The sequence below is a fragment of the Halomonas sp. CSM-2 genome (assembly GCF_002119345.1).
Classification (GTDB): Bacteria; Pseudomonadota; Gammaproteobacteria; order Pseudomonadales; family Halomonadaceae; genus Vreelandella; species Vreelandella janggokensis.
Genome location: NZ_NBYR01000006.1, coordinates 68,781 through 80,853, shown reverse-complemented (window position 1 = coordinate 80,853; position 12,073 = coordinate 68,781). Strand labels below are relative to the sequence as shown.

Below are 12,073 nucleotides of genomic sequence, written 5' to 3'. Positions count from 1 at the left end.
GCTTAGCGGTCACTGGTGACATCCGACGCCCCCGTGCCTTCCCAGGCGCGGGGGCGTTTTTTGTTATATTCACCGCTCACCCGCCCAAGGAGGAAACCATGCTTGCATCACTGCATGAATGGAGCCTGGCGCCCAAGGACGCAGTGGCGCTGCAGACGGAGTTGGCAAAGCGGCTTGAGCTGACCGACCGACTCGATACGGTACGCCATATTGCCGGAGTGGATATCGGTTTTGAGGATGGCGGTGAAACAACCCGGGCAGCGGTGGTGGTGCTCAAGTGGGACCCTGATACTGCGCCTGACTTAAGCGTTATAGAGCAAGTGGTTCACCGCGAGCCCACCCGCATGCCCTATATCCCCGGGCTGCTGTCGTTTCGAGAAATCCCTGCTGCGCTTGGCGCCTTCACAAAACTGACCGTTCAACCCGAACTGGTGATGGTGGACGGACAGGGCATCGCCCACCCACGCCGGCTGGGGGTTGCCTCTCATCTGGGGCTATGGCTGGATACGCCGACCATTGGCATTGCCAAGTCGCGGCTTATCGGCTGCCATACTGAGGTGGGCGAGCAGCGTGGCGACTGGGTGCCGCTCACTGTCCGCGGCGGTGAGGTGATTGGCGCGGTGTTACGGTCACGTGCCAAGGTGAAACCGGTGTATGTGTCGCCTGGCCATCGCCTGTCACTGGAAACGTCTTTGCTATGGGTGTTGCGCTGCCTGGGCGCTACCAAGCTGCCAGAGCCCACCCGTCTGGCAGACCGGCTGGCCTCCCGACGTGGTCAAAGACGCGATTGACTATACAAACGCCAGGAAGCGGCGCAGAAGGCCTGATGCCTCTGGCGTGTCGTGAACGTCACTCAGCAGGGCGTCGGGATCTTCGCCCTGGTCGCGTAGCGCTGCCCGCTGACGCTCCAGATACGCCCGCATCACCGGTGCAGTGAATTCGGGGTGAAACTGCACGCTCCATTGGCGTGGTCCATAGCGTAGTGCCTGATGGGCATCGTGGCTGTTATGCGCGAGCACCGTGGCGTTGGGTGGCAACTGCATCACTGATTGCGCATGGGTGAGATGCGCCGTGAAGGACGCGGGCAACTGGCTGAAGAGAGGATCCTGCTGACCGGCCTGGGTAAGCCTTAGCCGATGTGTGCCTGACTCCCGACCGGCGGGGTGGAAGTCGCTGACGCCGTCAAAGGCCGCTGCCATGAGCTGGTGCCCGTAACACACGCCGAGCATTGGCACGTCGTCGGCCAGCGCCTGCTTGAGCCAGGGTTTTAGCGCCTCGCTCCATGGCGGTGCTTCACTCACCATACTGTGCGAGCCGGTGATGACCACACCGGCAAACGAGGCGGGCGACGCCGTTGGTGTTTTCTCCCGTACATCCCAAACGCTTAATGTCAGGTCGTCAGGTAGCGCCTCGCGCAGTTGCTGGATAAAAAGCTGCTCAAAATCACCGTGCTGTTCAACCACTTCCGGGAAGGCATCACCGGTTTTAAGAATCACTAAAGAAGGCATGATGGCTCTCGTCTTGGCGCGGCGTGTAACAAACCAGCTAGGATAATTTCCGTTTAGGATGCAGTATAGGCATCCCATACTACGTTCAGGAGTCTGATATGCAACAGATTACCCGTGCCGGTGAGCCGATGGATGTTGCCGGCCGTTTGCCAGCCCCAGGCGAAGTGGCGCCTGCCATGACGCTCACCAACAGTGAGCTTCAGGATGTCACCCTTGATACGTATCAAGGTAAACGCAAAGTTCTCAACATCATTCCCAGCGTCGATACGCCGACTTGCGCGATGTCGACCCGGCAGTTTAACGAGCTGGCGTCCAGGCTTGAAAACACCGTGGTGTTGGTGGTGTCTGCCGATTTGCCCTTCGCCGCCAAGCGGTTTTGCGGCGCGGAAGGCCTGGACGATGTCGAAACGCTGTCCACCTTCCGCCATCGCGAGTTTCAGGAAGCCTGGGGCGTTGCGTTGTGCAATAGCGCTATGGAAGGGCTGTGTGCCCGGGCCGTCGTGGTGCTGGACGCCGATAACCGCGTGTTGCACAGCGAGCTGGTCAGTGAGTTGAAAAACCAGCCGGATTACGACGCGGCGCTAGCTGCGCTTAACGCTTGATAGTGGCCTGACGGCGCTCTGCCGCCGCCACCAGTGCGCGAACTAAACGCTGTTGGGGGCGGTTGAAAACCAGCCATTCAGGGTGCCATTGCACGCCAAGCAGAAAATCGTGGTCCCGGGACTCAATACCCTGAACCAGACCATCGCGGTCGCGGGCGACAATGTCGATTCCCTTTCCTGCCCGATTGACGGCTTGGTGGTGCAGGCTGTTGACGCGGCACCAGGTAACGCCGAGCAAGCGGTGCAACTGACTGGCCCCCACGATATCGACGGTCTTGCGCGGCAGCACCGTGCGTCGACGCTTCAATCCTTCATGGGTCGTGTAAATATCCGGGTCCAGGGTTCCCCCCAGGTGCACGTTGATCAGTTGAGCGCCCCGGCAAATACCCAGTACGGGGGTGTTTCGCGGGATGAAATGCTTCAGCAGTCTGAGCTCCAGTTCGTCTCGGGCAGGGTCCAAACGGACGTCCAACTGCACCTCACCACCATAGAGTGAGGCTTCAATATCATCACCACCGCCGATGATAAGTCCGTCAAGATCATCGGGCAGAGGTCTGGCAGGCGATAAACGCAGCGGTCGGCCACCATGACGCCAGACCGCAAACCAGTCGAAACACCAGGCAAGCTGGCTTTTTGCATCTGAAGTAGTAATGCCAATTAACGGGCGGGCCATGCAACGGCACTCTTGGTTAATGTGAATGGATAGTCAATGTGAATGAATAGTCGACGTGAAGGACTGAACAGGAATACCCCGAGGTTAAAACTATCAGCGCTTCGTTGAAGCGTGCTCACTCCACCATCGCTTGGCTCGGCTTGCCAGGCGAGTGATCAATGGCCGGTTATGCTGGGCGATATAGTGGTCGCAGCGCGCATCAAGGTTTTCCCTGGAGGCTGCCAAACGTTCCACGGCGACCCAGCGATTCCATTCCGTGACGCCTCCCCAATGGGGCTCCGAAAGCTGGGCATTAGGTAGCCGGTAATGAAACGTTGGTCGCGGTTTGGTCAACTCGCTATGCAACAGCTTGTGCGGGTGGTCAGGGCGAAGGTAAGCAAACAGTGGCAGTAAATCCAGTTCCCGATTACGGGTGGGATTGTAGTGCAGATAGTCATCAATCAGCGTGTCGATATCCGGCGTGTACTGACGGTTTAATACCTTGAGTGCATACTCTTTGGGGAAGGGATTGGCGTGGGGCAGCACTTCGCGAGTGATATCCACCTTGATCTCGCTGCGCAGCCAGCTTGCCAGGAGCAGGTAGGCGCGTAGCATCGCCAGCAAGTAATCCACGTCTTCGCGCTCAACTTCCGGGTTGAGGTGTAACCCAAAACCGTAGAGTAAACTGGCATCCGTGCCTTTGGCCCCGTGCGTCCGCAATGCCTCAAACAGCGTATCGAGCTCGTCAAGCTCGTTCCAGGGCACCGGTGGGCAAACGATCTCTGTAGGCACCAGGCCCGTCACCATATCGCCAATCAACTCGCGGGTTTTACGGTGGAACTCCAGGCGATGTTGGTGTTGCTGGCGCGACCATTCGCTGTCCTGCTCGTGGATTTCCTCCAGTAGTGCCCGGTCAGGGTGCGCATATTGGGTATCCAGCTCAATGCCAAATTCGCCCCAACGGGTGCCTTCGACCAGTAGCCGATGAGGGCTGACCACGTTAAGCTCACCACCAAACAGCTCGCGCACGATCAGGGCTGTGTCGCGTGGGGGCAGACCGGCAAACTCGATTTCGACACCGACCTGGCGAGTTTTGCCCTTTGAGTTCCATCCATTAGGTGGCGCTTCTAACGTCATCTCGGCATCCTGTGAGGTGAACGATTTATGTGCTCAGCCTATCATAGTCACGTCCGAGGGCTGAGAATATTCGCTCAGCGAGCCCTTTAGAGGGATAATTATGCGGCATTGCCTTTTGATGCCTTGGTTCAGGAGTAACATGTGCGACCGCACTGGCTAATCAATACCGTTCTTAGTTTGGTTTTCATTGTACTGATGGGCGTCATGACGTCCCACGCTCACGCGCAAGCGATCTCGCTGCCAAGCCTCGGTGGCGGTGACTCGGAAGAGCAGAACGATGTTAACAGCGAAGACTTCCAGGGATCGCTGAATGACGTTATTTCAATGCTTGAAGACGAAGAGCGGCGCAGCGAATTGATCAACTCGCTGCGTGAACTGCAAACCACGACGGAAGAAGCCAGTAATGATGATGGGGTCGTTCGCCAGGGGGTACTGGGGGCGCTTGCGGATACGCTTACCGACATCGGTGAGCAGGCTCAGGCGGGTGGTTCACCAATAGAAGAGTGGCAACGTCAACTGGTCAACGGCGGCGAGGGGTTGCAAGCCGTGGCCAGTAGCGCCAGTCGCGGCGAGATGATTCGTGCGGTGGCCGAAGGCGCGGTCCTTGCTGTGGTCTGGGTGGGACTGCTGGTATCCATGATTGGTGCAGGAAGGGTGATCGCCAATCGCCGCGAGTGGCCGCTTGATTTGCCCCGCGACCCGAAAGGCTGGCTGATGGTCGTGCACTTCTTTCGGCGCATCCTGCCCTGGATACTGGCGTTTGCGATTACGCTGGGGATCGGCCAGTTGATGGCTTATAGCCCAGGCCGGACCATGGTGTTGGTCGTGGCTTATATTTGCGTTTGTGGTCGGTTGCTCTCGGTGGTGTTTGAAACCGTCGTGGCCTTCTTCAGCCGTGGGCATCGGTTTACGGCCGTGCAACTGCTGCATCAGCGTGCTCTGCGAGGCCTGTTTGTCATTGGTGCGCTGATCGCACTGGGCGATGCGGTGAACTCGACCCGCATTGTCGAAATGCTGGGCAACGAGCTTTCCAGCCTGGTTTCCGTACTGGCCAATATGCTGGCAGCGTTGATCTCGGCCCGCTTCGTGATCAAATTCAAACGTCCAGTGCGTCACCTGATCTGTAACCGCCCCTACAAGCAACGGCGGGATGCAAACACTGCTGTGGAGATGATTCGCGCGCTCGGTGGGCTGTGGCATATCCCTGCGCTGCTGTTGGTAGGTGGCTCTTTGCTGGCGATCTTTATTACCGTTGGCGATGTGGGCACGGCACTTGCCAGGTCGATCATTTCGGCGAGCCTGCTGGTACTGACACTGGTTGTGACTGGCCTGCTGCGTCGTCAAGCTGAGCGCTTGGGTCAGCGCCGCCACCGTCGCCGTCGGCAGAGTCAGTACCGAAAGCGGCTTGAGCGCTTTGGATTCGTGCTGGCACACATTTGTGCTTGGGTGGTCTTTGCTGAACTGTCGATGCAGGTATGGGGTAGCTCGATGTTTGGCCTGGGCCAGCGCGGCCTGGCGGGCGCCCAGCTTGGCCCAGCCCTGGTGAGCCTGGGCGGAACCGTACTGCTGGCGTGGCTGGTATGGATTTTTGCCGATACGGCCATTCAGCGCGCGTTGATCTCATCAACGCGCTCCCGCGGTAAACGGGTCAATCAGGCGCGTGCGCAAACCATCACGCCGATGATCCGCAACGTCATATTCATCACGATTCTGATTATTGCCGTTATTGCTGGACTCGCCAATCTGGGCGTTAACGTGACGCCGCTGTTGGCGGGTGCCGGTGTCATCGGTCTGGCGATCGGCTTTGGGGCGCAAACGCTGGTTCAGGATCTGATCACAGGTATTTTTATCCTGATTGAAGACTCCCTTGCCGTGGACGACTTTGTCGAAATCAACGGCCACATGGGCACGGTAGAAGGCCTGACTCTACGAACGGTAAGGCTGCGCGACCTTGACGGCATTGTGCATATCATCACGTTCAGCCGCATTGAATCGATCCACAACATGTCCCGGCAGTTCGGTATTGCGCTGATGCGTATCCGTATTCCCCACGACATGAACATAGACGATGCCATCCATCTGATGCAGGAAACCGCCCAGGAACTGCGCAAGGATCCGATGATGCGCCACCATATCTGGTCGCCGCTTGAGATGCAGGGAATCGACAGTTTTGACGATGGTGGTGCTATCTTGCGCATGCGGTTCCGTACCGCACCCGAAATGCAATGGGACGTAGCCCGCGCCTTTAACCTGATGTTGAAACAACGCATGGAAGCCGACGGGGTCGACCTGGGCGTGCCACGTTTGAGCGTCAGCATGGAAGGTCTGGCAGGTGGTTCTTCGGCGTCGGGTGGCAGCGTGGACATGAGGCTGCAGGGTGACGGTGACTCAGCCGACGAGCGTCACTCCAATGAGGACGTCAGTGACCCTGAGGAGACATCAGGAGGGAGAGAAAGGCCGACACCACCCAAACCCGCACCGATGCCGACCAAAGCCGAAATCAGGAAAGATGAACGACAGCGCAAGGGAGGTGATGAGAACCGTCGCCTATCCCGCGGCAAGCCCCATGCAGAGGGCAAATCCCATTATGATGCCGAGACCGGCCCCGGTCGCGAACACGGTGACGAGTAGCCATGGGCCTCGCCAGCGCCGCCAGTGATTGTACAGTGAGACCGCGTTGCTGACGCGGTCGACCATTTCATCGTGGCGCGAAATGGCATGATCGGGTGGCAGCGAAAAATCGTTGGCCACATCGCCTTGCCAGTGCGCTCCGTGGGTCAAGCCAAGTCGCGCACGCAGGCAGCCAATATCGTTGAGCGTGTGGTGTAACGTATCGTAGGCCTCACGGTGCTCGTTGACCGCGAGAACACTCTCAGCGTCCTGGCGTAGGGCACTGTTGGGGCAGCGCATCACGGCATTATGGATGTCGTGCTCACTTGCCTCTGGTGAAAGTGATAGGCGTTGATACAAATCGCGCATAGTTTTGTGGTTATTCCGTCTGTCGCTGCTGCGTCTTTTAGTAGGTTTGCATCAGGTAATCATACGCGTTTTTGATCCGCTGGAAACGTGCGGAGGCAAGCGCCACCTGATGCTCGCTTTCGGTAAAAAAACGATCCGGGTGATGAAGCTGTGCCATGCGCCGATAAGCGAGGCGTACGTCGCTGCGGCTGGCCCCCGGCGGCAGCCCGAGGACGGCCAGGGCACGCGTGGTACGGTCCGGGGGAGGTGCGGTGCGCTGCCACTGTCGGCGTTCACCCTGGGCGCGTTCGTACCGAGACCGGTCTTGATGCGCCTGTTCACGCTGAGCCTGTTCGCGGCGGTACTGGTCATCGCGTTGCCGTTGGCGTTCACGTTCCTGTCGGGCGTGCGCCTGACGCGCTTGAGCCTCTTCCTGTTGGCGCTGCTTTTCCTGCTGCTTACGCTGTTTTTTCTGTTTGCGTTGCTGGTGTTTCTCATCGGCCTGCTGTGCTGCTTCGTCCCGAGCCTGCTGTTCAGCAGCGGCCTCGCGTGCCTTTTGGTTAAAATAGTCAGGATTGTGATGCTGCCAGTAGGCATGACGACTGGGATCTTCAGGAGACACAAACGGCCGGCCCGTTAGTTCATGAAACAAGGTGCTCAGGGTTGTGGGGGTCACATTGAGCAAGTCCGCCAGAAAGCGCAGGATATAATGGTTGGCTAACGACAGTTCTCCGTCATCGGTTGCCACGGTGATCGACTGGTGCAATACACTCAAGCTGCGCTCCTGCGAGCACTCTTTACGCAGAATCTCGGCGGCCAGTTGAATGGCTTGAAGGTCCTGACTATGGGCAATGCTCATGACCGGCCCCAATTCATGTCCATGACGAAACTGCGCCGTGACCTGGGCCAGGCGACGGCGTCGCTGACCTTCCGACACGTGCTGGCGGTTCACAAGTACCCAAGCCAGCAATAGTAGCGTTGCCGTATCCACTTGGCTGCGGCTATTTAACAGCACCAGCTCAAAGGGTGAAAAACGGGCCATGGACATCCACAGGCTCCCAAAGCGAAAAGAACAGCGGGCAATAGTGGCGTCAGGCGTGCCTTAAGGCAAGGCCTTCACCGGTTCGAGATAATGACATGTTATCGCATTGACGTATCCAGGGAAGCAGGAGATTGGTGAGTTGATTAATGTAGAACGTAAAAATAGCTTTCAACTGCGTATTTCACGCCGCTTGAAGGAAGAAACCTCTCACAACCTGGATATTTATCTATTCGTGCCTGGGGATCTTGGCCTTTCGACCCAGCTGATTTCGGAGGAGGCGTTCTACCACGCGGCGATTCAAGTGTCGCGTACCTACTACAGTGACGAATATCATCTGCCCTTGGTGCACAGCCGCCTGGCGAGCCGCAACCAGTTGGGCAGTGACTCCTATCGTCTAAGCCTCAGCCTTTATGCTTATCAATACGTTGGCGCCATGGAGCGCAATACGCAAGCGATGCTGGCCAGTGCGCGGGATATACGCCGAAGCGAAGATAAACATCAGGTCGACCAGGAAAGCGCCGATCGTCTGCGTGACCAGCTGCAGGAAACCAGTGATTTGAGTGAAAGCATTCTGAGGCGCCTGCGTCGCCATCCGCCCCGGGATGAACGACTGACCAAGTATTTCACCAACATTGATAATTATCTGTCGTGGTTTACCGAACAGCAGTTATTGGCGCTGGTGGCTCACATGCCCAGGGGCGGTGAGTTTACCCCTATCCGTCACCGGTTTGTGGCGATTTGCCAGCGTGAAGAAGCCTACCGGCGCGAGCAGGAATACAACGCCGAACGGGTGATGGCTGACCCTACCCGCATGTCGAATAAAATGCGTTTGCTGCGGCGCTTGATCGAATATCCCATTACCCTCAAGCAGCGACCCCAGGAGTTGGGCGGAGGTGAGCAAAAAGCCGTCAAAGCCTTGGCGACGGCTGTGGTGATGGCCTTTGTTTCGTTTGGCGTACTTCGTCTGCGCGATACCCTCGGCGATATTACCGCGTTGTTTGTGATTGCCATGGCCGTACTTTATGCCATGCGCGAAGTCTTCAAAGACGATTTACGTAACACGCTATGGCGCTGGCTGCGCCGTGGACGGCCTAAGTGGCGGCGCCAGTACGTCGACCCCAACCGCAATGTGTCGGTGGGGCATCAACTTGAATGGTTCGACTATAAGCGCTATTCATCCCTGGACGCTGAAATTCAGCAGTTGCGTCGCCGGACCGTGGCCCAGCGTGAGGAGGTGGTGCTGCATTACCGTTCACGCTCTCGGATGTCGCCGACCCGCTTCCTGAGTGGTTACGAACATACCCAGGAAAGCTTAACGCTGGATATCTCCATGCTGACCCGGCTGATGAGCAAGGGCAAGTACGCCGTCTATCGACTTAAAGAAGGCCAGGCCGTGCGTGAAAGTGTCGAGCGTCGTCATCTGTTCAACCTGGTCATTCGCGAAACCGGGAGCGAAGATCAGCCTTACCTGGCCCGCTGGAAGGTCGTGGTCAGCCGATCAGGGATTGTCGACGTAGAAAAAGTCGGGGAGAGCGGCACAGAAAAGGTCAGTGAAAAAGACCAGTGAATAAACTGCGCTAGATCAAAAAGGCGCCAACTAATGGCCGTCAGCATGGGCAACTGAAGAGCAGCGGGCTAGTCTGAGATATAGGGCTTTGCAAACTACGACGATAACGTCGCAAGGGCCCGTTGCCAGGAGGAGCACCATGCAAGCTATCGATATCATGACGCCCAAAGTGGTGAGTGTGGCGCCCGACACCGATGTGCGCGATATCGCACAATTGCTGCTTAGCCACCGTATCAGTGCTGTCCCTGTGGTGGATGGTGAGCATAGAGTGGTCGGGATTGTCAGCGAAGGCGATTTGATGCGTCGGTTAAAAGACGATGACGGCCACCCCCAGTCAGGTTGGTTGTCGCTTTTGGGGGCCGGCAAAAGTTCAAGCGGCTATGTGAAATCCCATGGTCGTAAAGCTCAGGATGTCATGACGCCCAACCCACTGAGCATTGAGGAAAACACGCCAATACACAGCATTGCTCGCCTGCTGGAAAAGCACCACATCAAACGCGTGCCTGTTCTGCGTGATGACAAATTGGTGGGCATCGTCAGTCGCGCTAATTTATTGCAAGGCATTGCGAATGCCGTCGTGGGGCCAACACAGTCGCCCGCAGACGATCGACAAATTCGCGAAGCCATCCTTAACGACATTGAACGCCATACCGACGTGCGCGTCGAAAATATCAGTCTGATTGTCGATGGCGGCGGCGTGGAAGTCTGGGGGCTGGTTGAATCCCTTGAACAGAAAAAGGCCGTGACGGTGGTGGCAGAGAACGTTGCAGGGGTGACGCAGGTTGAAAACAACCTGGGCATGATGCCGCGTGGCGTGGGCTATATGTAGCCCTTGATTGTTGTGGTCGGCTCGCTAGTGGGCTGGTGCGACTTGCCAAAAGCCTGCTATCGCGGATAGCAGGCTTTTCCATACCTAGCTGACGGCCTCGATGGCTTTTTCCAGGCTATCAACACTGCGCTGGGTATGGTGTAGCTTATCGAGTCCGAACAGTCCAATCCGGAAGGTCTGGAAGTGGTCGCCCTCATCGCACATTAGTGGCACCCCGCCGGCCACCTGCACGCCAGCCCGGGCGAGCTTGCCAACCAGGCCGCTGTCGTCGGTGTAACACACCACCACACCCGGGGCCTCAAAGCCATTTGCCGCGACGCTTGCAAAGCCGTGGCGCTTGAGCATGGCGCGGACATCTCGACCGATCGCCTGCTGCTCCTCTTTGACCTTGCCAAAGCCGTAGTCACGCGTTTCCTGCATGATGTCGCGCAGCTGGCGCAAGGCATCGGTGGGCATGGTGGCGTGGTAGGCGTGCCCGCCGTTCTCGTAGGCCTGCATGATGCTGTGCCACTTTCCCAGGTCACAGGCAAAGCTGTTGCTCTGCGTCTCGGAAAGACGCTGGGCCGCACGGTCCGACAGCATCACCATGGCGCAGCAGGGCGAGCCGCTCCACCCCTTTTGCGGCGCGCTGACCACGACATCCACACCCAGCGACTGCATGTCCACCCACAGCGTGCCGGCAGCAATCGCGTCGAGCACAAACAGGCCGCCCACATCACGGGTCGCCTGGGCAACGGTCCGGATGTAGTCGTCCGGCAAGAGCATCCCGGCGGACGTTTCCACCTGAGGGGCAAAAACGACCGCTGGCTTTTCAGCACGAATGCGCTCAGCAACCTCGTCGGCGGGTACCGGCGCGAAGGGGGAGTGCGGGTCGTTGGGAGCTTCGCGCCGTGCTTTCAGAACGGTGTGCTGGTCGGTCAGTCGGCCCATCTCGATAATCTGCGTCCAGCGGTAGCTGAACCAGCCGTTACGAATGACCAGCGTCGGCTGGTCGACAGCGAACTGGCGCGCAACCGCTTCCATGCCGAAGGTACCGCTACCCGGCACGATGACAGCCGTATGGGCGTTGTAAACTTCTTTGAGCGTGGCGGAAATATCGCGCATCACGCCCTGAAACTGCTGCGACATATGGTTCAGCGAGCGGTCGGTATAGACCACCGAATATTCCAGCAGGCCGTCGGGGTCGACGTTGGGCAATAGTCCAGCCATGGCGTTCTCCAGTGTGTGATGCGCTCTCAATCGGCACATTTTGTCTTGTACAATCAGGTTTTCTTAAGAGTAAGAGTACGCGTAAGAGTACGAGCAATAAACGCACAAAACCAGCCCACAAGGGGCTGGTCGTTAGAGATATACAGAGGGCGTTATCGCGCCGGCAGTTGCTCGGGGCCGAAGGCGTCAGGCAGCAGCGTTTCCATGGTGTAGGTCTTCAGCACCTCGCCTTCGCGAGAAAGCACCAGGATCTGCGTGTCGGGCGTGGCAAATTCGCGGATGCGCTGACGGCAGTCGCCGCAGGGCGTACACAGATGCTCGCCGGGACCCATCACATAGACCTTGGCAAGTTCGCGTTGCCCGGCGGTTGCCATGGCGGAAATCGCCGAGGCTTCGGCACAGAGCCCTTTGTAGTGGGCCACTTCGACGTTGCAACCGGCGAACTGCTGGCCGTCCGGGCACTCCATCACGGCGGCCACTGGGTGGCTGGAATAGGGCGCGTAGGCATTGCCGAGCGCTGTCAGTAGTGTCTCAACCAGTGCCGAATCGACTTGGCTCATGGCGATTTC

At 58.0% G+C, this 12,073-nt stretch carries 12 protein-coding genes; 5 read left to right on the top strand and 7 right to left on the bottom strand.

The window, feature by feature from the left end; genetic code table 11:
• The first annotated feature begins 98 nt into the window (after nt 1-98).
• Nucleotides 99-791 carry a deoxyribonuclease V gene (nfi, locus tag B7L15_RS06430; protein ID WP_085918179.1) on the top strand — a complete coding sequence of 231 codons (693 nt, stop codon included), beginning with the start codon at nt 99-101 and terminating at the stop codon, nt 789-791.
• Here the strand turns inward: nfi and B7L15_RS06425 are convergent, their stop codons facing one another.
• A complete protein-coding gene (locus tag B7L15_RS06425; RefSeq protein WP_085918178.1) occupies nt 792-1,508 on the bottom strand; it encodes a glutamine amidotransferase in 717 nt (238 codons plus the stop codon).
• Between the two features lie 98 nt (nt 1,509-1,606).
• On the opposite strand from B7L15_RS06425, the gene tpx reads away from it, so the two are divergent.
• The gene (gene tpx, locus B7L15_RS06420; RefSeq protein ID WP_085918177.1) at nt 1,607-2,110 is read left to right on the top strand and encodes a thiol peroxidase; all 504 of its coding nucleotides are present in this window, start codon (nt 1,607-1,609) and stop codon (nt 2,108-2,110) included.
• On the opposite strand, the gene B7L15_RS06415 is transcribed toward tpx, so the two are convergent.
• Together B7L15_RS06415 and B7L15_RS06410 are read right to left on the bottom strand one after the other, a co-directional pair.
• Entirely contained in the window at nt 2,100-2,783 is a 684-nt protein-coding gene (locus B7L15_RS06415) for a gamma-glutamyl-gamma-aminobutyrate hydrolase family protein (RefSeq protein WP_085918176.1), read from the bottom strand. The two genes, tpx and B7L15_RS06415, sit on opposite strands and share 11 nt — an antisense overlap.
• Before the next feature lie 93 nt (nt 2,784-2,876).
• The gene (locus B7L15_RS06410; protein WP_085918175.1) at nt 2,877-3,899 is read right to left on the bottom strand and encodes an amidoligase family protein; all 1,023 of its coding nucleotides are present in this window, start codon (nt 3,897-3,899) and stop codon (nt 2,877-2,879) included.
• A gap of 141 nt (nt 3,900-4,040) precedes the next feature.
• Between B7L15_RS06410 and B7L15_RS06405 the strand changes: the two genes are divergently transcribed.
• Nucleotides 4,041-6,530, top strand: a complete 2,490-nt coding sequence (locus B7L15_RS06405) for a mechanosensitive ion channel family protein (RefSeq protein WP_085918174.1) — start codon at nt 4,041-4,043, stop codon at nt 6,528-6,530.
• Here the strand turns inward: B7L15_RS06405 and B7L15_RS06400 are convergent.
• Together B7L15_RS06400 and B7L15_RS06395 are read right to left on the bottom strand one after the other, a co-directional pair.
• A complete protein-coding gene (locus B7L15_RS06400) occupies nt 6,447-6,878 on the bottom strand; it encodes a hypothetical protein (RefSeq protein WP_085918173.1) in 432 nt (143 codons plus the stop codon). The two genes, B7L15_RS06405 and B7L15_RS06400, sit on opposite strands and share 84 nt — an antisense overlap.
• A gap of 37 nt (nt 6,879-6,915) precedes the next feature.
• Nucleotides 6,916-7,905, bottom strand: coding sequence for a J domain-containing protein (locus B7L15_RS06395; RefSeq protein WP_085918172.1), 990 nt, complete (start codon nt 7,903-7,905; stop codon nt 6,916-6,918).
• Nucleotides 7,906-8,038: 133 nt separating this feature from the next.
• On the opposite strand from B7L15_RS06395, the gene B7L15_RS06390 reads away from it, so the two are divergent.
• Nucleotides 8,039-9,466 (top strand): hypothetical protein, encoded by a 1,428-nt coding sequence (locus B7L15_RS06390; RefSeq protein ID WP_085918171.1) that lies wholly within the window; start codon nt 8,039-8,041, stop codon nt 9,464-9,466.
• A gap of 139 nt (nt 9,467-9,605) precedes the next feature.
• Nucleotides 9,606-10,295 carry a CBS domain-containing protein gene (locus B7L15_RS06385; RefSeq protein ID WP_085918170.1) on the top strand — a complete coding sequence of 230 codons (690 nt, stop codon included), beginning with the start codon at nt 9,606-9,608 and terminating at the stop codon, nt 10,293-10,295.
• Nucleotides 10,296-10,379: 84 nt separating this feature from the next.
• Here B7L15_RS06385 and B7L15_RS06380 read toward each other — a convergent pair whose 3' ends face one another.
• Both B7L15_RS06380 and cdd read right to left on the bottom strand, forming a co-directional pair.
• Complete coding sequence (locus B7L15_RS06380; protein WP_085918169.1) at nt 10,380-11,504, bottom strand: aminotransferase class V-fold PLP-dependent enzyme; 1,125 nt, start codon at nt 11,502-11,504, stop codon at nt 10,380-10,382.
• 152 nt (nt 11,505-11,656) lie between these two features.
• Nucleotides 11,657-12,064 carry a cytidine deaminase gene (cdd, locus tag B7L15_RS06375; protein ID WP_085918168.1) on the bottom strand — a complete coding sequence of 136 codons (408 nt, stop codon included), beginning with the start codon at nt 12,062-12,064 and terminating at the stop codon, nt 11,657-11,659.
• Nucleotides 12,065-12,073: the final 9 nt, after the last annotated feature.